Annotated in this window: 16 protein-coding genes and 1 pseudogene; 13 read left to right on the top strand and 4 right to left on the bottom strand. The window is 68.7% G+C overall.

The features are described from left to right. The first annotated feature begins 2 nt into the window (after positions 1 to 2). From eccCa to POF73_RS35725, 6 genes are all read left to right on the top strand, one after another. On the top strand, positions 3 to 3,944 hold the full coding sequence (eccCa, locus tag POF73_RS35750; RefSeq protein ID WP_272123289.1) for a type VII secretion protein EccCa: 3,942 nt from the start codon (positions 3 to 5) through the stop codon (positions 3,942 to 3,944). 165 nt (positions 3,945 to 4,109) lie between these two features. Then, on the top strand, positions 4,110 to 4,499 hold the full coding sequence (locus POF73_RS35745) for a hypothetical protein (protein WP_272123288.1): 390 nt from the start codon (positions 4,110 to 4,112) through the stop codon (positions 4,497 to 4,499). Positions 4,500 to 4,596: 97 nt separating this feature from the next. Continuing rightward, a complete protein-coding gene (locus POF73_RS35740) occupies positions 4,597 to 4,914 on the top strand; it encodes a DUF397 domain-containing protein (RefSeq protein WP_272123286.1) in 318 nt (105 codons plus the stop codon). Positions 4,915 to 5,040: 126 nt separating this feature from the next. Then, positions 5,041 to 6,993, top strand: a complete 1,953-nt coding sequence (locus tag POF73_RS35735; protein WP_272123285.1) for an ATP-binding protein — start codon at positions 5,041 to 5,043, stop codon at positions 6,991 to 6,993. An 87-nt stretch (positions 6,994 to 7,080) separates the two neighbouring features. Continuing rightward, positions 7,081 to 8,409 carry an SUKH-4 family immunity protein gene (locus tag POF73_RS35730; protein WP_272123284.1) on the top strand — a complete coding sequence of 443 codons (1,329 nt, stop codon included), beginning with the start codon at positions 7,081 to 7,083 and terminating at the stop codon, positions 8,407 to 8,409. Positions 8,410 to 8,455: 46 nt separating this feature from the next. Beyond that, positions 8,456 to 8,767, top strand: a complete 312-nt coding sequence (locus tag POF73_RS35725; protein WP_272123283.1) for a hypothetical protein — start codon at positions 8,456 to 8,458, stop codon at positions 8,765 to 8,767. A gap of 31 nt (positions 8,768 to 8,798) precedes the next feature. On the opposite strand, the gene POF73_RS35720 is transcribed toward POF73_RS35725, so the two are convergent. Next, on the bottom strand, positions 8,799 to 9,227 hold the full coding sequence (locus tag POF73_RS35720; RefSeq protein ID WP_272123282.1) for a hypothetical protein: 429 nt from the start codon (positions 9,225 to 9,227) through the stop codon (positions 8,799 to 8,801). Between the two features lie 146 nt (positions 9,228 to 9,373). Here POF73_RS35720 and POF73_RS35715 point away from each other — a divergent pair, with 146 nt between their 5' ends. Both POF73_RS35715 and POF73_RS35710 read left to right on the top strand, forming a co-directional pair. Beyond that, complete coding sequence (locus POF73_RS35715) at positions 9,374 to 10,030, top strand: hypothetical protein (protein ID WP_272123281.1); 657 nt, start codon at positions 9,374 to 9,376, stop codon at positions 10,028 to 10,030. Positions 10,031 to 10,325: 295 nt separating this feature from the next. Further along, positions 10,326 to 10,676 (top strand): LppU/SCO3897 family protein, encoded by a 351-nt coding sequence (locus POF73_RS35710; RefSeq protein WP_272123280.1) that lies wholly within the window; start codon positions 10,326 to 10,328, stop codon positions 10,674 to 10,676. Positions 10,677 to 10,822: 146 nt separating this feature from the next. Here the strand turns inward: POF73_RS35710 and POF73_RS35705 are convergent, their stop codons facing one another. Then, the gene (locus POF73_RS35705) at positions 10,823 to 11,218 is read right to left on the bottom strand and encodes a hypothetical protein (RefSeq protein WP_272123279.1); all 396 of its coding nucleotides are present in this window, start codon (positions 11,216 to 11,218) and stop codon (positions 10,823 to 10,825) included. A 39-nt stretch (positions 11,219 to 11,257) separates the two neighbouring features. Between POF73_RS35705 and POF73_RS35700 the strand changes: the two genes are divergently transcribed. Next, positions 11,258 to 11,911: a hypothetical protein gene (locus POF73_RS35700; RefSeq protein WP_272123278.1), complete on the top strand. Its 654-nt coding sequence runs from the start codon at positions 11,258 to 11,260 to the stop codon at positions 11,909 to 11,911. Between the two features lie 198 nt (positions 11,912 to 12,109). Beyond that, positions 12,110 to 12,466: pseudogene (locus POF73_RS46375) on the top strand (WXG100-like domain-containing protein); the annotation flags it as partial. Between the two features lie 239 nt (positions 12,467 to 12,705). On the opposite strand, the gene POF73_RS46370 reads toward POF73_RS46375, so the two are convergent. Both POF73_RS46370 and POF73_RS35690 read right to left on the bottom strand, forming a co-directional pair. Then, positions 12,706 to 13,581: a hypothetical protein gene (locus POF73_RS46370; RefSeq protein WP_443049689.1), complete on the bottom strand. Its 876-nt coding sequence runs from the start codon at positions 13,579 to 13,581 to the stop codon at positions 12,706 to 12,708. A gap of 12 nt (positions 13,582 to 13,593) precedes the next feature. Then, on the bottom strand, positions 13,594 to 14,391 hold the full coding sequence (locus POF73_RS35690) for a hypothetical protein (RefSeq protein WP_272123276.1): 798 nt from the start codon (positions 14,389 to 14,391) through the stop codon (positions 13,594 to 13,596). A gap of 238 nt (positions 14,392 to 14,629) precedes the next feature. Between POF73_RS35690 and POF73_RS35685 the strand changes: the two genes are divergently transcribed. The 3 genes from POF73_RS35685 to POF73_RS35675 all read left to right on the top strand — a co-directional run bounded on the left by POF73_RS35685 (position 14,630) and on the right by POF73_RS35675 (position 21,102). Continuing rightward, positions 14,630 to 16,672: a toxin glutamine deamidase domain-containing protein gene (locus POF73_RS35685; protein ID WP_272123275.1), complete on the top strand. Its 2,043-nt coding sequence runs from the start codon at positions 14,630 to 14,632 to the stop codon at positions 16,670 to 16,672. 61 nt (positions 16,673 to 16,733) lie between these two features. Further along, positions 16,734 to 18,806: an SUKH-4 family immunity protein gene (locus POF73_RS35680; protein ID WP_272123274.1), complete on the top strand. Its 2,073-nt coding sequence runs from the start codon at positions 16,734 to 16,736 to the stop codon at positions 18,804 to 18,806. 325 nt (positions 18,807 to 19,131) lie between these two features. Then, entirely contained in the window at positions 19,132 to 21,102 is a 1,971-nt protein-coding gene (locus POF73_RS35675) for an SUKH-4 family immunity protein (RefSeq protein ID WP_272123273.1), read from the top strand. The last annotated feature ends 121 nt before the right edge of the window (positions 21,103 to 21,223 follow it).

Below are 21,223 nucleotides of genomic sequence, written 5' to 3'. Positions count from 1 at the left end.
CGGTGAGCGTCGTCATCATCAAGCGACCACCGCGGATAGTGCCCCCGGCCGTCCCGGACGGCGAAGTCAAACTGGAGACGCCTCCCGAGATTCCTCGCGAGGGCGACGACAGCATGCTCATGAACATGCTGCCCATGATGGGCATGCTGGGCTCTGTCGCCTTCTTCTTCACGGCCGGCCAGTCCTATATGAAGGTGGTCGGCGGGCTCATGCTCGCCTCGACCGTGGCCATGATGGTCGCGCAGATCGCCAAGGCCCGTCAGGGTCCGGGCGCGGGCATGGCCCAGGACCGGCGTGACTACTTCCGCTATCTGGAGCAGGTCCGCAAGGACGTGCACAAGACGGCCGAGCTGCAGCGGCAGAGCCAGCTCTTCCAGCACCCCGACCCGGAGCAGCTGTGGGCGGTGGCGGCCGACGGCAAGCGGCTGTGGGAACGGCGCCCGGTCGACGCGGACTTCGCCTCGGTGCGGATCGGCCGCGGCACCCAGCAGCTGAACACTCCGCTGGTCGCGCCGGAGACGGCTCCCAAGGACGAGCTGGAGCCGCTGACCGCGGCGGCCATGAAGGCGTTCCTCGACGCGCACGGCAGTCTGCACGACCTGCCCGTCTCCATCTCGCTGCGCGCCTTCTACCACGTGACGGTCTGCGGCGACACCGACACGGTCTACGGCAACGCCCGCGCCTCGCTGGCCCAGCTGGCGACGCTGCACTCGCCCGAGGACCTGATGATCGCCGTGGTGGCGCATCCCTCGGCGGCGGCGGACTGGGACTGGATCAAGTGGCTGCCGCACAGCCAGCACCCGAAGGCCAAGGACGGGGCGGGCTCGACCCGGCTCCTCTTCGACGACCTCGGCGAGCTGGAGGAGGCGCTCGCGGACCAGCTGGACGACCGGCCCCGCTGGAACCGTGAGGCGAACCCCGTCTACGACCAGCCGCACCTGATCGTGATCCTCGACGGCGGCACCGTGCCGCCGGACTCCGAACTCGCCGGCGCCGAGGGCCTCCAGGGCGTCACCTTCCTGGAGATCGCCCCCGGTGAGCTGGAGGAGGAGCTGCGCGCGGGTCTGACGATCTACGCCAAGCCGGACCGGATGCGGCTGTTCGTCGGCCACGAGTCCGCGTACACCGGCAAGCCCGACCTGCTCAACGCGGCGCAGGCCGAGTCCCTGGCGCGGCAGCTGGCCCCCTTCCGGGTCGGCTCCGCGGAGGAGGGCGAACCCCTGCTGTCCAACCTGGACTTCACCGACCTCATGGGCATCGGGGACGTCGGCACCGTCGACGTCTCCCGCACCTGGCGTCCGCGCACGCTGCACGAGCGGCTGCGGGTGCCGATCGGTGTCGGGGAGAACGGCGAGCCGGTCATGCTGGACCTCAAGGAGGCCTCACAGGAGGGCATGGGCCCGCACGGCCTGTGCGTCGGCGCCACCGGTTCCGGCAAGTCCGAGGTGCTGCGCACGCTGGTGCTCGGTCTCGCGGTGACCCACTCCTCGGAGACGCTGAACTTCATCCTCGCGGACTTCAAGGGTGGCGCGACCTTCGCCGGTATGGCGGACATGCCGCACACGGCGGCCGTGATCACCAACCTCGCGGACGACCTCACCCTGGTCGACCGCATGCGCGACTCGATCATGGGTGAGACGCAGCGCCGTCAGGAGCTGCTGCGCTCGGCGGGCAACTACGCCAACCTGCACGACTACGAGAAGGCCCGGGCGGCGGGTGCCGCGCTGGAGCCGATGGCCTCGCTGGTGATCGTGCTCGACGAGTTCTCCGAGCTCCTCACCGCCAAGCCGGACTTCATCGACATGTTCATCCAGATCGGCCGTATCGGCCGTTCGCTGGGTGTCCACCTGCTGCTGGCGTCGCAGCGACTGGAAGAGGGCAAGCTGCGCGGCCTGGACACCTACCTGTCGTACCGGATCGGTCTGCGGACCTTCTCCGCCGCCGAGTCCCGTACGGCGATCGGTGTGCCGGACGCCTACCACCTGCCGTCGATCCCCGGTTCCGGCTATCTGCGGTACGACACCGACACCATGGTCCGCTTCAAGGCGGCGTACGTGTCGGGGCCGTACCACGGCGAGGGCCCCTCCCGGGTGCACCGCTCGACGCAGTTGCGGCCCGCGCTGTTCACCGCGGAGCACGTGGCGCTGCCCCCGCAGCCGGTGGTCGAGGAGCCGGAGCCGGACAACCGGGTGGACGACGCGCTCGCCGACACCGTCCTGGACGTCCTCGTCGGCCGGATGATCAACCAGGGCCCGCCGGCCCACCAGGTGTGGCTGCCCCCGCTGGAGGAGGCGCCCTCGCTGGAGCAGCTGCTCCCGCAGCTCGCCGTCAGCCAGGACCGCGGCCTGACCGCGCCCGACTACACGGCGCTCGGCCGGCTCAACGTGCCGGTCGGTCTGGTGGACAAGCCGTTCGAGCAGCGGCGTGACGTGCTGTACCGGGACTTCTCCGGCGGTGCGGGTCACGGTCTGTTCGTCGGTGGTCCGCAGTCCGGCAAGTCGACGCTGCTGCGCTCGATGATCTCGTCGTTCGCGCTCACCCACACGCCGTCCGAAGTGCAGTTCTACTGCCTGGACTTCGGTGGTGGCGGTCTGATCGCGATGGAGGAGCTGGCGCACGTCGGTGGCGTCGCCAACCGTCTCGACGCCGAGAAGGTGCGCCGTACGGTCAGCGAGGTCGAGGGCATCCTGAACGCGCGCGAGGAGTACTTCCGCGCGAACAACGTCGACTCGGTCACGACCTACCGTCAGCGCCGGGCCGCGGGCCAGCTGCCCGACCAGCCCTGGGGCGACGTCTTCCTCGTCATCGACGGCTGGGCCACCTTCAAGACGGACTACGAGATGCTGGAGGCCACCGTCACGGAGATCGCGACGCGCGGCCTCGGCTTCGGTGTGCACGTGATCCTGACGGCCAGCCGCTACACCGAGGTGCGGCCCGCGCTCAAGGACATGCTGCAGAACCGCATCGAACTCCGGCTCGGTGACCCGACGGAGTCGGAGATCGACCGCAAGGTCGCGCAGAACGTCCCCGCCACCGTTCCGGGCCGTGGTCTGACCCAGGAGAAGCTGCACTTCATGGCGGCGCTGCCGCGGGTCGACGGCTCCTCGGAGACGGAGGACCTGTCCGAGGCGACGTCGATCCTCATCCGCGGCATCAACGACAACTGGCAGGGCAGCCACGCCCCGGCCGTCCGTCTGCTGCCCACGATGATGCCGTCGGACCGGCTGCCCAAGGGCTTCGAGCACCCGGACCGCGGTATCGCCATCGGCATCGACGAGTCGTCGCTGTCGCCGGTCTTCGTCGACTTCGAGACGGACCCGCTGTTCATCGTGTTCGGTGAGAGCGAGTCCGGTAAGTCCGCGCTGCTCAGGCTGCTCGTCAAGCAGATCACCGAGCGCTACACGCCGGACAAGGCGAAGATCGTCATGGGTGACTACCGGCGCGCCCACCTGGAGGGGGTGCCCGACTCGCACCTGTCGCGGTACTGCGCTTCGGCGCCGGCCCTGTCGGAGACGCTGGAGGGCCTCGCCGGTTCGATGAACCGCCGTATGCCGGGACCGGACGTCACGCCCGAGCAGCTGCGCAACCGCAGCTGGTACAACAGCCCGGACGCGTTCGTCATCATCGACGACTACGACCTGGTGGCGACCGGCGTGAACCCGCTGGCCCCGCTCCTGGAGTACCTGCCGTTCGCCCGTGACGTCGGTCTGCGCATCATCATCGCGCGGTCCTCGGGCGGTGCGAGCCGGTCGCTGTACGAGCCGGTCATGCAGCGTATGCGCGAGCTCGGTGCCCAGGGCGTCGTGCTCTCCGGCGACCGGTCGGAGGGTGCCCTGTTGGGCAACATCTCGCCGTCGCAACTGCCGCCCGGCCGTGGAAACTTCCACACCCGGCGCCGCGGTGGCCAGCTGATCCAGACGGGGTGGCTGCCGCCCCGATTCTGAGAACCGGTCGGTGCAGTCGGTCGCTGTAGTCGGAGGGGCGGTACCCGCTTGGGTGCCGCCCCTCCGTCGTGGCCGGTGGGGCTGGGTGCGTCGCGGGTGCCGCGGCTACAGTGGCTTCGCGAGAGAAATGACGAGCCACGGGGGGCAGTTGTGCCGTCGGACTACATGGACTCGGATCCCGAGGTACTCAAGACCGAGGGCTTCGCCATGTTCAACGTAGGGGTGGAGTTCTCCAAGGCCGCGGCGGCCCTGCAGAAGGGCCTGACCGCCTTGGAGAAGGGCGACACCCCGCCCTGGGGCGACGACGACATCGGCGAGAAGTTCGGCGTCGTCTACGAGGGTCTTCGCGACGGCATGTACGACTCCATGGGCAGCCTGGCGGAGCGCATCGCCGGGATGGGCGTCGCCTTCGGCAAGATGGGCGTGGCGCACGAGCAGAACGAGGCCGAGCAGGACGCCATCTGGAAGCAGACGATGTCCGAGTACGACGGTCAGGTGGAGGTGCCGCCCGGAGTCGCGCAGGGCAAGATCACGCGTGCGCCGCAGCACCCCTGAGCCATACCACATGTGCCGCGGTCGCCCACAGGTGCGGCGCTCTCACAAGTAGGCTGAGACGCGTAGCCGTTCGCACGTCAGGAAGAGGCCCAGCAGCATGACCGAGGCACGGGACAACGAGGTCGGGACGCAGGCCGAGGACATCAAGGCCCGCAAGGAGCGGGAGCGGGACGAGCTCTACGCCCTCGACATCTCCGGCGTCGAGTGGCACTGCGCGCCCGGCACCGAGGAGCACGAGGAGCGGGTCGAGATCGCGTACCTGCCCGAGGGCGCGGTGGCCATGCGCTCGTCCCTCGACCCCGACACCGTGCTGCGGTACACCGAGGCGGAGTGGCGGGCGTTCGTGCTGGGGGCGCGGGACGGGGAGTTCGACCTGGAGCCGGCGCCGCACAACGGTGGGGTGCCGGCGGAGTAGCCGTCCGCGCGTTGGTGTCCCCGGTGTTCCTGGTGGGGGCGTCGTCCGCTCGCCCCGGGGCGTGGCTCGGCACCTAAGATCAGGGCCGTATGTGATTGCGTCCGCGACGGCGGAGGACGGGGACCCATGACCGGCTCGAACGAGGACTACGCACCGCACCCCCACATAGGCGGCCGGGCCGCGGCACTGCGCGCGCTCGCCGCGTGGCGTGCGGCAGCGCCCGGCGCCCCACGTGTCGTACTGCTCACCGGCAGCCCCGGCAGCGGGCGTTCGCGGCTGCTGACCGGCTTCCTCATGCTGTGCGAGCCGGAATACCGCAAGCAACTGCCGCTGGACGAGATGGATCCGTCGACGGTACCGCCGGACCTGCCGGCCCCGGCGGTACCGACCGCTGAAGGATGGACCGCCGCCCAGGTCCTGTGGCTGCTTGCGGACCACTACGACCTCAACGCCACCAGCGTCGACGGCGTGTACGCCGAGTTGGCCGCGCTCGACGGTCCGGTGACCGTCGTGGTGCCGGACGTCGACCGCGCGGGGCCGGTACGAGCCGCGGACGAGCCCGCACGGCTGGTACGGGAGGTGCTCGCCCCGCTTGCCGCCACCGAGACGGTCCGGCTGCTGGCCGAAGTGCCGCTTGCGCAGGCCGCCGAGCTGGCCCAGGGGCTGCCGCCGGGCATCGTGCAGGTCATCGATCTCGATCAGCCGGCCTGGGCCGACCCCGAGGGCCTGGTGCTGCACGCCCAGGCCGCGCTCGACCCGCGGTTCGGGGCGCCGGAACTGCCGTTCACGGTGGATCCCGCCGTCCGTCTCGCCCTGGGTGCGGCCATCGGCCGACGGGCCGGGACCAGTCCGTTGGTCGTCCAACTCGCCGTGAACTGCCTCCTGATGGCTCCCGAGGGTTTCGACCCGGCCGACGAGAGCGTGCTGCCGGCCTCCGTCGGTGAGGCCCTCGACCTGCATGCCAGGCGGCTCGGTGCCGAGCCTCAGACGCTCCGGCTGCTGCTGGCCCCACTGGCCCTGGCCGAGGGCGACGGCATTCCGGTCCAGCTGTGGGCACGGGTGGCGAGCGCGGTCGCCGGGCAGGACATGAGCCAGGCCATCGCGGACGGGATGCTGCTCGCCGGGCCGTTCGTGCAGCCCGAGGAAAAGGACGCGGATGCGGCAGAGGGCGAGCCGGGGCACGGCGGGCGTACGCTGCTCCGGCTGCTGCACCCGGCCGTAGGGGACGAGATCCGCGCCGGCCTGCCGAACGTCCGGGCCGCTCAGACCCAGCTGGCGATGGCCCTGCTGGAGGCCGTGCCGGACCAGGACTGGGGCAAGGCCGACCCGTATGTGCGCGACCACATCGCGGGCCACACTCTGGAGGCAGGTCTGCTGCCCCAACTCCTCACGGATCCGGGGTTGTTCGTCCACGCCGATCCGGTGCCGCTGCGGGCCGCCATCGAAGCCGTACCGGCCGGGGAGCTGGGCGCACCGGCCCGGACGTACCTGCGTACGGCGCCTCTGCTGACCCGCACCCAGGCGCCCGCCACAGTGCGCGCAGCTCTACTGGAGACCGCGTTCGTCGAGGACGGCCTGCCCGAGTACGCCGAGGCGATTCACCGGCGACTCGGCCTGGAACTGCCCTGGCAGACCCTGTGGAGCCTGTCCGTCCCCGGCATCAGCGCCGTGACCGTCGGCAGCCTGCCTCGCCCCGACGGACCTGCCACCCCGGTCGCCGTACTGGTCGTCCCCGCGGGCACACCTGGCGCACGGCCGGTCGGTGCGCCCGGCGAGGGGCCCGGTTCCGCGGTGCTCGTCCATGGCCTCCTGCAGTCCGACCCCCTCGGTGACGTCGACCCCGAGCAGATTCTTCGCCCCTCGGAGGAGGAACGCGCCGCCGCCCCGCTGGGCCTGAGCCGAGGCGCCGACTACTTGCGTGTCTGGCATCGCGCGGATCAGCAGGTCGTGGCCGCTCTGATCTCGGACACGCCCTTCACCGCCGCCGACCTCTCCCCCGACGGCATCCTCCTGCTCGCCACCGAGCGCGGGGCGAAGGCCCTCCGTATTCGCGCGGCGGACGCGGGGATAGCCTCGTAGGCACGTACGACGGCCTTGCGGACACCGTGCCGCAGGCCCACCTTCCCTCCCTGTCGCCCGCAACCATCCCTTTGAAGGAGCCTCCCCGTGACCAGCCAGGAGCAGGCGCTCGCCATCGCCGACCGTTGGCTCAACCCGGAAGGGTCGGCGGAGCCGCGCCGCGAGGTGCGGACGCAGGAGTTCGACCTGGGCTGGGTCGTGTGGGCGGCGCCCGCGGAGCCCGAGCGTGACCCGGTGACCGGGGAGCGGCGGCCGCCTGCCGAGATCGGCGACGCGTGCGGGGTTGTGGACCGCCGCAGTGGCGAGCTGACGGTCTGGCCGTCGGTGCCGGTCGACGAGGTCGTCAGGATGTACCGGCAGAAGCACGGCGGCGGGACTCAGGGCACGGGCTCCCCGGAAGGTGCCCGTCCGGTCACCGGCCCCGGCAACACCGCCGTCTTCACATACGTCGACCCGGCGAACGGCGAGGAGACCACGCTCTTCAGGACCTCCGCTCCGGGCCTGCCCCCCGCCGAGTACCAGGCGTGGGCCGAGCTGCGGCGGATGAACGTACCCGTCGACAACGTCGTGGCCATCCACACCGACCTGCGCCCCAGCCTGCTCCCCGGCGGTTACACGGCCGAGCTCCTCAACGCGTTCCCCAACGCCCAGCTCTCCTGCTCGCAGAGCTACGGGGCCCGCCCCGAGGCGCGTGCGGAGGGCATCACGGCATTGGTCGAGCAGGTCGAGACCATGCACCGGATCGCCGGTCAGCAGCCGCCGCCCCGCCCGCACCGGCTGCCGGTTCCCGCGCAGGTGACGCCCGCGGAGCCAATGCGCGACGTGGCTCTGGGCCGCCATCTCGTCGAGGTCTTCGGCCAGGACGGCGTACGTCGTCACGACGCCGACGACGTGGCCGAGAGCCAGTTGCCCGAAGCCGCGAAGTCGTCGCTCACGTGGGCAGGGCTCCCCGCCGACCTGCCGCTGTTCTTCACCGCCGACCGGCCCGACAGCCCTCCGGCCGGTGGCCTGTTCACCGATGTCGCCACGAACCTGCGCGAGCGGCGCAGCCCGGCAGGCGAGGAGAAGATCGGCGCCCTGTCGTACCTGACTCGGATCGGCTTCGACGGCGTCGCGGTCATCGCGGTGCAGTGCCTGCCGGGGACGGGGCAGCCGGACGGTCTCGGCGCGGTCTGGGCGGTGGACCCGGTCACCGCCGAGGCGCGTTACGTCAATGTCTCGGTTGCCGCCTTCGCCCGCTCCCTGGCCCTGATCGCCACGGTCAGGCAGCGGATGCACGGTCTGGACGCGGTCGCGGCCGGTGCGGAAGTGGCGGCGCTGCAGGAGCAGTTGGCGGCGGTCGACGCGTCCGCGCTGGGAAACGCGGAGACGTGGTGGTCGCTGATCGTCGAGCAGATGTGGCACGGGTTGTTCTGACCGGCTCACTGCACCATCCCCACCCGGGCGACAAGGAGAGCAACCAGTGACCCCGGACGACCCGGCGACGCCGCCGCCCACCACGCCCGAGCAGGCCCTCGCCCTCGTGCGCAGCCGGTATGCAGAGCCCAGCCTGCCGGACGGCACCGCTGCCGAGATGCGCGTCGAGGAGTTCGACATCGGGTACCTGGTGTACGCGGTGTTCCCGCCTGTCACGGACGCCGCCGGGCGGCCTCAGCCCGCTCCGCCCGGCGGCAGCAAGATCGTGGTCGCCAAAGACACCGGCGAGACCGTGACCGTCCCCAACTACCCGACCGAGGCGGCCATCGCGCTGTACCGCAAGCAGCGCCAGCCGTGAGCCGTACGTGACCCGTACGTCGTACAGGTGATCAGTACAGCGAGAACCCTCCGCTGTGCCGCCCCTGGTTCTTCTTCCCGGACTGCGAACCCTCGCCCTCCGACCGCCGCGGCTCGGACGACCCGACGGAAGGGCCACCTCCGGTAAGCGGCTCGCCGTGCCTGACCTGGTCGCGCTCCTCATCCGAGAGCGACTCCCACTGACCGCGCAGGGACTCCATGCCTCCGCCGAGGGCGCGTGCCACCGCGGGGTCGTCCAGGGCGTCACGCAGGGCGAGGCGGCCGGAGAGCAGCCTCTTGGCGGCCTCCTGCATGTCCTTGCCCGCGCCTTCGGTCTCGGACAGCCTGCGCAGAGCGGAGTTCAGGGAACGTATCTGGTCCGGTTCGAGTGCCTCGTCGAGTACACCGCGGTCTGGCGAAGAGCCGTCCGGGTGGGGTGAGTTCTCGGGCTTCCTGGTCATTCGCTTCTCCTCGACTCTCGACACCCTCAGTATCTCCCGTCACGCATGGGTGCCATGCTGGGGCCCGCCGGCCGAGGTGGAGAAGGCCTGAGGAGAACGACCGAGGCGAACCGAGGCGAAGGACCGAGGAGAGGGACCGCGTCGTCATGGCTCGGACGCAAGGCTCAGGAAGCGGCACCGGCGTCGACCGTTCCCTCGCCGGTCTGGTCGGCGGAGTCTTCGGGCGCCTCGGGCGTGCGGGCGGGTTGGTGTTTCTGCTCGCGGGGCTCGTGGTGAGCGGGTGGGGCGCGTACGAGGGGGCGTATGCGGCGGGCTGGGCGGGCACACACGGCACCCTGACCGTGAAGCAGTGCGACGTGAGCTACCCGGGCAACGCCTCCCGCAGCAGCCGTAAGAACCGTCGGCCCGTGCGCTGCGAGGGTACGTTCGTCGCCGAGGGCGGCAAGAGTACGGACGCCCATGCCACCGTGCAGGTCAGGCAACGCTACGCGCCGGGCACCGAGTTGGCGGTGCAGCAGACGGAGCCGTTGACGGCGGCCGACGCGGCGGATGCCGACTACGTCCAGACCGGCATGGACCGGGCCTGGCGCCGGTTCGGAGCGTTCTTCGGCGGGTGGGTCCTCACGGGCCTCGGCGTCTTCTGCCTCGCCACCGGTTTCGCCCCGTTCGGCCGGAGCCGTGTCTCGTTCGACGCGGCGTGGGAGGCCGCCGGGCGGGGAGCGACGCGAGCGGCCTTGGTCGGGGTGATCGGCGTGGGCCTCGTCGGAGCCGGGGTGTCGTTCCTCGTCAGCTACGTCTTCTGACAGCGCACCCGGTGTCGGCCCCGGCTGCCGTCGGACGGTAGTCTGCGCCGGTCAACTTCGCGTTGATCTCTCTTCGTTCAGTCAACCACGGGGTCTTGCAGGCATGTCGACGCCTCCGCCGCAGTACCAGAATCAGCCGCCGTACGGACAGCAGCCGTACGGACAGCACCCGCCTCCCTATGGACAGCAGCAGCCGTACGGGTACCCGCAGCAACCGCAGCAGCCCTACGGAGGCCCGCAGCCGCCGCAGCCTCCTCGGGGACCGCAGCGTCCCCAGCCGGGAGGTCTGTTGCGGATGCTGAAGGCCGCCGTGGTCGTCATAGCGATCTTCGGTGGTCTGGCCTACTACGTCTGGGACTACAACACCAGCCCCACCGGCGGAAAGGCGAAGGCGGAGGCCTCGGCGTCGGCGGAGGCCGAGGAGGCCAAGACGCACGACCCGCAGGTCGGCGACTGCGTCAAGGTCGCGGACCCGCAGGGCAAGCCGTTGCCCACGATCGTCGACTGTGACTCGCCCGAGGCCGAGTACAAGACGGGCGAGATGCTGCCTGGCACCCAGCTGGAGTGCGACGCGAAGTACGACTACGGCATTCAGTACAGCAGCAGTCGGGGTCTCGATTACAAGTTGTGCTTCACCAAGGTCTGAGTCGGCTGAGTCGGCTGAGTGGGCTGAGTCGGCCCACGAGTCGCCGACCGCCGACCAGTACCGGCGCCATCCGCACGAGCGGTGGCCATCCGCACGAGCGGGCGGCGACCGGTACTGGCGCCGGCTGATCGCCTTGATCGAGCAGGTCAGGGCAGCGCGTCCGCCAGCGACGCACCCGCCGCCGCGAGAATGATCGCCATCATGGCCAAGCGGGTGCGTGCGCGCCGCGCCAACTCCACGCTGAGACCGGCGGAAGCGAGCGCCAGGCCGTACACCACGGTCCCCACACCCGCCGGCGTCCCGCTGTTGAGACGTCCCACGATCACGACGAGGCAGACCAGCGCCACCAGCGCCCCGGCGGCCATGAGGCCACCGCGAGCGCTCCGCGCCTGCTGTGAACGCTGTCTCGCGAACCCCGGGTCAACTCCCTCTACGAAACTCGCCCTGAGCTCATCCACGCCGGGCGGGGTCGGCTCGCCCCCGCCGTCTCGCATCTGCATCTCTACCTGTTCCCCGCCGAGTTCCCGGCCGTGCGTAGTCATGACGAGGCAGCGTAGGTGAATTCGCTAAGCTCACGCACCATGTTGCCTTCGCACACGCCCTCCCCCGCGCCGGACGCCACGGTCATACGGACCGGCCGCCGCGGTGCCATGGTCGGACTTCCCTGCTCCGTCCTCCTCATCGCGATGGGCGCCGTCGGCGTCTTCGGTGCCGTCGTGATTGCCACCGGGAACCAGAAAGGCGAGTCCACGCCCGGCGGGTACGCGGGTCTGGTGTTCATGCTGGCGCTGGGCGTGCTCGGCGTGTTCCTCTTCATCACCAACTGGGCGAACCGCAAGACGAGGATCCTCGTCGACAGCACCGGTCTGTGGCTCGACGGCGGAAGGCTGCGGAACGTCATCCCCTGGCAGAGCCTCGCCGGGGTCGGCCTCTACTGGAGCAAGCTCGGCCAGCGCCAGAAGCTCTACTCCCTGGAGCTGTTCCCCAGCGGCCCCATCGACCGGGACGACCCGGTCCTGTGGACGCTGGTCCGCGACGAGGAGCCGCTCCATCCCGGCCTGCCCCGGCTGCACTACCGCGTCCCGTTCCCCAGTGGCTGCCAACAGCAGGTGGTGGCGGCGGTCCAGCAGTACGTCCCGCACCTCTGGCTCGGCGAGTCGGAGCGCGCGCAGGGGCACATCGGCCGACCTGACGTGAAGGGGCACAAGGAGCGGACCCGGGGCCGTACGCAGTGACACAGCTGCTCATACGGGACGAGTGCCGCCGGGCGCAACGGCCCTGCCCTGGAACGAATTTGTGACAGCAACACTCTGAAGTCGCCTGCTGATGAGTCCGTAAGCTATGGGCACGGCTGTACATCTGTGTGGTTTCCCTCGACGGGTGAGGGAGTTGTACGGCCGTGCTGGCTGACGGGGGTGCTTTCTGCTGTGGCGATGATGTTGCCGGACGAGCTCGAATGGGTTCTCGAAATGCTGGGCTACAAGTGGCCCACGGCGAACGAGGACAAGCTCAGGGACTGCGCCACCGTGTGGCGGCAGTTCGGCGAGAAGGTCAACGAGCTCCACACCACCGCCAACAACAGCGCGCGTCAGGTCACGGCCCACAACGCCGGTGAGTCGATCGACAAGTTCACCAAGACCTACGAGAAGTTCGACGGTGGCGGCGGCAACGACGGCTACCTCCGCAGCGCCGCCGAGGCCGCCTTCCTCATTGCGAACGTGCTGGAGGCCTGCGCCTACCTCGTCGAGTTCGCCAAGTGGGCGGTCATCGCCCAGCTCATCGCCCTGGCGATCGAGATCGTCGCCGCGCACGCCGCTGCGCCCTTCACCTTCGGCCTGTCCGAGGTCGCCGGCCTCGGCGCCACCCAGGTCACCCGCCTGATCGTCCGACGCCTCCTCGACGAGCTCAAGAAAGCCATGATCGAGGCGTTCATCGAGATGCTGAAGGAGCCTGCGATCTCGGCGGTCGAGGCGATGGTCACCGACCTCATCCGGCAGACGGTGAACGTCGGCTTCGGCGCCCAGGAGGGCTACGACATCGGCGCCACCATGAAAGCCGGCGGCGAGGCAGGTCTGGACGCCCTCAGGCAGAGCCCGCAGACCTTCGCCGAGGGCATCCGCGACAGCCTGGGCCAGAAGGCCGGCAGCCGGGCCCGGCATGCGGTGGACAGCCGGATCGATGGGTACGACGGTCCGTCGGGGGGTGACATCGGCAGCGACTCCGGGCCGGGGAGTTCCAACTCATCGCCCTCTTCATCGTCCTCTTCGTCCGCGGACTCTTCATCCTCGGACTCTTCATCCTCGGACTCTTCTTCGTCGGATTCCTCATCCTCGGACTCGTCTTCCTCCGACTCCTCATCCTCCAACTCGTCGTCCTCTGACTCAAGTTCGTCAGGGTCGGACTCCTCCAACTCGACGCGCTCGGGCAACGGCAGCATCCCCGGGGCGAACATAGGCAGCGGCATATCCGCCGACACAGGTGGCGCCGACATCCCCGCACCCAATATCGGCGCGGGCCCCGACTCCGGCTCCGGGCCGGGCTCCGACTCCGGCGATCCGTCCTCCTCGGACAGCCCGTACTCCAGGCCGACGCCTTCCGCAGGGCCGTCCCTGTCGGACTTCGACGACCCCTCGTCCGGCGGTCCGTCGTCCGGCAGTCCCTCGTCCAACGGCTCCGACTCCAACGGCTCGTCCAGCACACCGAGCACGTCCGGCCCGTCACACTCCGGCGGCGGCTCCCCCGTGTCCGGACTGTCGTCCCCGAGCCCGCAGTCCACGCCCACTCCCGGGTCCGCGTCGTCCGGCGGTACGTCGTCCTCGCCGGGGGGCGGCTCGCTCGGCACCCAGATCGACAGTCTGGCCGCCAGCGCTCCCACGCAGTCCAACGCGGCACCGACGCCGACCACCGCCGACCCCTCTCACGCCAGTTCCGGCAGCCGTTCGGACGGCGGCGGGGGCATGCCGACATCGCCCACTGCGCCTTCGACCGGGGGGCCGACTCCGGGTGGGCACCACAACCCGGGGACTTCCGGCGGTGCCGGCACCCCGTCCGCGACCAGCCCGAATCCGAGCTCCGGTCCGGCGAGGAACCCTTCCGCCGGCACGCCAGGAACGCCCTCCGCGACGGGGACGGGGCCTGCTTCCACGCCGAGCCCGACATCTCCTACGACGCCTCGGAGTACGCCTGCTTCAACGCCGGACGGGCGAGTTCCGGGTACGGGGGACGGCCGTACTCCCGGTACGCAGGGCACGCCGGACGGTCGAATACCGGCCCAGCGTCCCGGGAGTACGACTCCGGGCGAGGGCAGCACGCCGCGGAACACGCCCGGTACGACGCCCGGCGACCGCACTCCGCCACGTAACACGCCTGGGACCGCCACACCGGGGGACGGCACCACGCCGCGCAACACCCCCGGGACCACGACCCCGAACGACGGCACCACCTCGCGAAACACCCCCGGTACGTCACCTGGCGACCGCACTCCGCCCCGCAACGGCACGGACTCGACCGGCGGCAGCCGTACCCACACTCCGGGCCAGAACCCGGGTACGACCAATCCGAACCAGAACCCCTCCCAGTCGGCTCCCCCCAGGACCGCATCGCCCTCCACGAGCACTCCCACGACGTCACCGTCCCCGTCGACGGGCGGCGGGCCTGAGCGCAACTCGACACCGGGCAGTGGTACGCCGAGCTCCTCGACACCGAGCAACAGCACCCCGAACTCCTCGACCCAGCCCGGTCCCGCCCCCCACAACCCCACCGCTCAGGGCACGCCCGGCACCCCGAACCAGCCGAACGCCGGCTCCACCCCCAACAAACCGCCCCACCAGCCCGCGGGCAGCACGCCGAACACCCCGAACCAGCCGGGCGCGCAACCCAACACCCAGCAGCCCCCGGCGAACACCCCGAACCAACAGCAGCACCCGCAGGTCGTCCCGGTCCCGATCCACCACGTGACCCCGGCACCGAACAACCAGCCCACCTCACAGACCCCGCACGCCACCCCCAACCAGCAGGACTCCTCGGAGACCCCGAAGCCGAAGGACACCCCCACCCCGGCCTCGGAAACCCGCAACACCAACCCCCCAGGCGGTGTCACCGACCCCACCCGCGCCGAGCAGGACGCCCTGGAGAACTCGGTCCCGCGAGACGAGAACGGCGACCCGACCCGACCGCCGAACCCGGCGGACGGCCGCTGGGTCGAGCGCATCAACGGCGAAGGCCGGGACGCCCCCGGCCGCAACAACAACTGCGTCGACACCGCCCTGTCCACGGTCGACACCTACGCCGGCAACCCTACGGCCGCAGGCGCACGCACCCCCGACCACGACGCCGACGGCAACCCCTCGGACCGCGGCGAAAAGGGCGGCCGCGACCGAATAGAGAACACGCTCGGTGCCCGCTTCAGCGACATGGGCAACGGGCCCGACGCCTTCAACCGCCTGGAGAACACCCTCCGCGACAGCGGCCACGGCTCACAGGCCGTGATCATCACCCAGGACGCCAACGGGCGGGCCCACGCGTGGAACGCCGTCAACCACAACGGCAAGATCACCTACATCGACGCCCAGACGGGGCAGCAGAGCTCGAAGCCGCTGCACAGCGGGGACCACGGGGTCTTCGCGATTCCGCTGGACTCCAACCGGCAGCCGGTGACGCCCGACAGCACGGGGGCACCGGAGAACCGACCCCTGTCTCGGTCGGCATCGACCACTCCGGCAGGCTCTGACCGACGCCCGCCGGATGACCCTGCCGGCGCTCCGCCCTCCAAAGACTCCAGGTTCGACCCCGAAGAGGTACGCGGCTCCGCCGAGTTCGGTGAGCGGCAGCAGACCGATCACACCCATGTAGATGGCATGCCGATGGAAGAGTCCCAGGCAACTCTCCGTCAGACGCATCATGTGTCACAGGTCGACCTCGGGCCAGTCCTCGCGAATGCCCGGCGCTGGGCCGAGGATGGTTCGCTGGATCGCGTGGTACAAGAAGCGCGAGAAAAGGGCCATGTCACTCAGTCCCGCCTGAATGAGATTCTTGGCAAGAAATTCCAGCAGCTCAACGACGACCAGAAGATGGCCGTCGTAGCCGGTATCGCGCGTATCAGCAACACGTTCCACGAACAGCATGCCGTCGGCAACAACCCGATACAGCAGGACCCGGATCGACGCCGGGAAAAGGGTATAGAGCGGGGAGTGAACCCGCTACCGGGAGTCGGCATGCACGACAACCACCGGGTTCGCCGCGGCAACGATGCCAAGACAACCGGCCCTGCCGACGTTCGAGCCAGAAGATATCTCGTCGCACAGGAAATCGGTCCCGACGCCTCGAAGGAGGCGAGGGACAAGGCTCACGAGGATTTCGACAAGATATGGAATGACCACAAGGACGGTGACCTGCGCCCCGACATGTCCGGCAAGAACTATGCCGTTCTTGAGGTGCACGAAAAGGTCGGAGACAAGACCGAAGTTCACTATGTCATCGACTCATCGATCCCGACAGGCGCCAATTATCATCAGGACCATTCCGAGCCTCACCTGGGTGAGTGGATGAGGCAGGTGGAGGCTGCGGAACCGGGCAAGTACAAGGCCGTCAGGCTCTTCACAGAGTTCGAACCATGCGGCAACGTGACCGGCACAGGAGGCTCCAACTGCTCGGATTATCTCAGCCATGATCGCGAGCGGGATTCCGGATCACCCCGAGCCAGGAATAAGGACGATCGCGAGAACCGCCCCCCTGAGGTGCAGAACAATCCACCAAAGAGCGATCTCCGCATTTCCTATGGAATCGGATACCGCCGAGGCGATCGCTTCGGTTACGAAGCCGAAGCTGCCGCCGCCGAGTACGCCACGGCTGCCGAGCGTGATGCAGCCGTCAAGGAAGCAAGGAAAATGGACAATGCGGAGCGAAATCGAGTCAAGGCCATCACCGATGAACAGATGATCAAATACCGCGGCGAATGGCTGCGAGTCTGGAAAGCCGCCGCCTCAAACGCCGAGTGAGAGCGTGAGATCCATGGCCTAACATGAGCGGCGAGCCAAGCTAGACATGAATCGAGGACACGTGGAGTTGACCCTTGAGCAGGCCTTGGAACGGGCTCAGGCATGGCTGGCGGCGCCACCGCACCCGGGACAACGCACTCTGGCGATCCGCGGCACGGTCGGCTCGGGCAAGACCGAGTTTCTTCGGACACTCGCCGAACAAATGCCGGATGCTGTCTACTTGGACTGCCGGGGCCTGCGGGCGGAGGACATCGCTCATCGTCTGCTGCAGGCATGGGGAGTCGACGATGCGAATCAAACCCTGGGCGATGGCGTACGCCGGCTGACGCGCGACGGGGTGGCACTGCTGGCGAATGTCCAGTGGGCTGACGAATTCGTGACCTCTGGTGAAGCAAGCCGGATCACCAGAGATCTGGTCGCCCATTTCACCCGGACCTCTCGGGCGGCCATCCGATTCGTCATCGAACGCTCAGCGGACAGGCCATGGGTCTTCCTGCCGACCCGGAATGAGTTGGTTCTCCAGTCGTCATTCGACGCACAGCCCGCCGATACGACCCTGGCCGACACGCTTGCGGCTCACCCAGCCCTGTTGGCTCTGGCTGCCGCCGAGCTTCGCGACGTGCCCCTGAGCGTCTGGGAAAAGCTGTGCATGATCCTTGAGATCAGGGTGTCACAGCAGGAGTTGAGCAGGTTGCCGGCACGCCTGCCGACGGTGCTGCATGTGTCTGCCGATGGGGACGGCCAGGTACGGGTCCGCTTCCAGGCGGAAGCTGTACGCCACCGGATCCGGGAACTGAGCCGGGTCGATCACGCGGCCGTCGTCACAGCGCTTGTGGACTCCCACAGTGAACGAGCAGCTGGACCCTGGCGAGCGGCGGGACCTGTGGGGGCGTACGCAGCCCGGGTCCTGGGCCTCCACGCCGTCCATGCGGGCATGCTCGACGACTTGCTGAGTGACGGCCGAGTCCTGGCGAACCTGGAAGCGACCGGTCTCCTGCAAGCCCTCGCTGTCCGATGGTCCGACGGTGTGCCCCAAGGCGGTATCGCTATCGACGCTCACTACCTGGAGCGACTGGGGCTGGCCGCGGCACCGCATGACGAGTGGGTGGCCTGGCTGCACCACTGCGCGCTGAGCCGCGGAGAGGAGCAGCTCGTGGAGTCGGTCGCAGCAGAAGCCGGGGCACGGCTGCCTTGGCGCACGATCTGGTCCAACTGCCGCCCCTACGGCGTGTTCGGTCGCTTCGGGAAATCGGACAACGGGGCCTCGGGCTACCCGTCGAGCGCAGAGCTCGCGACGGAGGACATTGCAGCGCAAGCCGCAGAGAGCCGTAGTTGGCCGATCCCTGCGGCGGGGCCTCCTGTCCGCGACATCTTCGACGGGTGGGAGAGCCGCGACGACATCGGCTACTTCCGATCCAAGCGGCTGGAATCAGGACACTGGCTGTTCGCCGGCGCATCCGGGGCTTTCATCGTAGACGTGCAAGCCGTTCCCGAGCTGCAGCCGGACCTGCCCGCCATGCCGAACCCCTTCATGGACTCACCCATTACCCGGGCCGGTGTGTGGGAATGCCCACCACCGGCATTGGCCGAGGGCGCGCCAAGCCGCGCATGGCTGGAGGCAACCTTCGGCCGCGGAACATGCCGCCCCCTACAGGAAGATGAACTACCGGCCGGCCTCGTGCACACAGAGAGCCGACAGTTCCTCATGGAGACCGGGCTGCCTGTCCTGGCCCACCACCTGCCATTCATGAGCACCATCGATGCCGCCGAGACAGGGCTGGTTCCCATGCTATGGCCGGAGCATGCGATACCCGCCGATGTCACGGGACCCTTTTACCACTTGGGGTGCTGGGGCGGAGGAATCGTCCTCCTTGACGGAGGGACCGGAGCTGTTGTCGCGGACGGCAACACAGGTTATGGCGATGCGATCCTGGCGAGCAGTCTCCGAAATTTCTTCATTCTGCTTCGGTTGTGCCACGAGTTCCTTGTCAGTGACTTCGCCACGAACTACGAGCGCGGGGACGCCCTCGAAAGCCTGCAGGAATGGGCCAACAAAATCGAACCGCTCACGGAGGACGCCCTCATTTGGCAGCACGCCCTCGATACAGATCTGAACGCCTGGGTCGCGATGTAATGTATCGGAGCTGAGGCGCTGGCTGCTCTGGACCGTCGTCACCGAGGGCGTAGAGGGTTGCATGTACCTGAGACCGTCGAACCTGTGTAGGAAAGTCTCAGTTAGGCTGCTTGGAGAGGGGAACCCTCCGGCACCTTGAGAGGGCGTCATGGCTCCATATCCCACTGGTTCTGCATCGTCCGTAGACCAACGCCGCGTCTCCCGAATTGAGTCGTGGTGGCACGATGGTGGTCCTGAGCGATCCGTGGAGCTCGTTGGGACTACCGGGACCGGAAAGACTGGGGTCCTCCTGCGACTGCGGGACGCACTCCCCACCCCTGTATGGGTGGACGCCACCGGGCTCACCGCCGAGGAGATCCTGGGAAAGATCCTCGACGCTTTCAACGTGCCCGATCTATCGTCCCAACGGGTGGATTGGGTGTGGGAGCTCAAGCGTGCGGGAGTGGGCAGCAGACCTCTTCTCATCGCCAACTCGCAACGGGCCGGGCGTACGCGTCAGTCCATCCAGCCCAGCCGCCTCATCAAGCGCGTGCTGGGCCCGCTGGTAATGGATGCGGGAGCCAAGGTGATCGTCGAATCGCGCCCAGAGGACCGTTGGCTGCGGGACTGGCTGACTCTCCGTGTGGATGCATCAGCGGGCCCACCTACTGGCCTTGGTGCCGCGCGTAGCCAACCGGCTTTGCGTGCACTCGCGTTCGCCGAGTTGCGTTGGACACCTTTCCGGGTGTGGTCGGCATTGGCACAGGCCGTCGGCGGCGTGGGTATCGGCGAGGACTTCCTGGCCACCCTGGCCCGGGACCTGCCTGACATTGTTGAAGCCGTCGAGGGTCGGGCCCGATTCGTGGACGAGCGGATCGTCGATGCGCTACGAGAGGAGACGGCCCCTTCGGACAGGCGCCAGATCCACACACGGTTGGTGAGTCAACTGCTTTCCATGGCAGAGGAGTTGGCCCCCTTGGAGGGCTGGGCAGCAAGTGGGCCCGTTGGGCACTACATCGCTCATGCCCTACCCGTACATGCACTTCAGGCTGACAGACTTGAGGAAGTACAGAGTGAAGGGCGCCTGGTCGCGCATCTCGATCCGGCAGCGCTCCTCGACGCAGCGAATCAGCAGGCCTCGGCGATCCCCAACGAAACCCTCATCGGCGACGCAGCCGCACTGTGGGTGGGGGGTGTGGGTTCGGTCAGCCAGCCTGAATGGGCGGCTTGGCTCCATCTCATGGCCACCGCGCGCGGCGATTCGCAATCTGTACAGGCGCTGGAGCAGTCAGGGATCGACTTTCCATGGCGCACCCGTTGGGCGCATTGGCGCCCTCCATACGGCTGGCGCAAGACATACCTTCGTGCCAGCTCTTTGACAGAGATCACCCAAGTCCAGGTGGGCAGACGCGTCGCCGTAGCGGGGAAGGGGCGATGGGACCGACGGGTCCGGCTGTGGGACGTCGAGTCGGGTGATCTCATCGCCGGGCCGTGGAGCGACGGAATTCCGGAACCAGGACAGTCGGAGCCGCTCTGGCCACGAGGTCAGGACAATCAACTGACCCAGCCCTGGTCGGAGTTGAACGCGTTCGGCAGCAGTCTGGCCGGTCCTCAGTTCACCGAGGCCCTGCGGGTGGGTGACGGTGTCGCCCTTGCCGGGATCGGCGGCGTGGTGATGGTCGCTCCGCGCGAACCGAGCACATTCATTCAGCCGGAACAGACCTATGGAGCCGCTCTGCTCGGCCACTTCGGGCTGGTCGACAACGACGCTCAGGACTTCTGGGAAGAGCCGGATCGCACGGTTCTTGAGGACCTCTTCGAGCCACAGGCAGTACAGCGACTCCGTGCGACGGAGCTACCGCCAGGGCTACGGAACGAAGGTGCCCGGCACCTGCTCGGCGAAGTGGGCCTGCCCGCCTTCACCGGCGCCGAGATGAGTCTCGTGGCCGTCGCAGAGGAGGGACTCACCGAGCTGACGGCGGAAGAGGTGTGGGGAGAGGACGATGGCAGCGGCATGTACTACCAGCTCGGAACCTGGCTGAAGGGCCGCATCGTCGTCGGCGGCGACAGCGGCACCGTCTATCGCCTCCCCGCGGAGGGCGAGGACGAGGACTCCGACCCCGAGGTAGCGGCGAGCTTGGGGCAGTTCGTGGCCATGTTGCAGAACTACGTGCTGGGGCGGTGCCTGCTGCCCATGGCATCAAGCCGCACGGAGCGCGAGGATATCCGGGATGAGATCGAGAACCTGCTGACCGCGATCGACGAGGACGGCGGAGCCTCCCGAGCCTGGAACTATACGCTCGATGACAACGACTGAAGGCGATGAGGCATCAGACAGCCGCCCTTTCGCGTGTATCACCTCATCACCTGTATCACCAGAGCAAGCCCTGGCCGAGCTCTTGAAATGGTCGGACACCGGCACCCAGCGAGTGGCCGAG

Source organism: Streptomyces sp. HD, from assembly GCF_028369295.1.
Classification (GTDB): domain Bacteria; phylum Actinomycetota; class Actinomycetes; order Streptomycetales; family Streptomycetaceae; genus Streptomyces.
Note: the sequence above shows the minus strand (reverse complement) of the source record. Positions and strands in the feature narration are given on the sequence as shown.

Coding starts and splice junctions, on each gene's coding strand:
- POF73_RS35745 (WP_272123288.1), top strand. CDS start 4,110: ATGGACTCGGATCCCGAGGTACTCAAGACCGAGGGCTTCGCCATGTTC.
- POF73_RS35740 (WP_272123286.1), top strand. CDS start 4,597: ATGACCGAGGCACGGGACAACGAGGTCGGGACGCAGGCCGAGGACATC.
- POF73_RS35735 (WP_272123285.1), top strand. CDS start 5,041: ATGACCGGCTCGAACGAGGACTACGCACCGCACCCCCACATAGGCGGC.
- POF73_RS35720 (WP_272123282.1), bottom strand. CDS start 9,227: ATGACCAGGAAGCCCGAGAACTCACCCCACCCGGACGGCTCTTCGCCA.
- POF73_RS35715 (WP_272123281.1), top strand. CDS start 9,374: ATGGCTCGGACGCAAGGCTCAGGAAGCGGCACCGGCGTCGACCGTTCC.
- POF73_RS35710 (WP_272123280.1), top strand. CDS start 10,326: ATGCTGAAGGCCGCCGTGGTCGTCATAGCGATCTTCGGTGGTCTGGCC.
- POF73_RS35705 (WP_272123279.1), bottom strand. CDS start 11,218: ATGACTACGCACGGCCGGGAACTCGGCGGGGAACAGGTAGAGATGCAG.
- POF73_RS35700 (WP_272123278.1), top strand. CDS start 11,258: ATGTTGCCTTCGCACACGCCCTCCCCCGCGCCGGACGCCACGGTCATA.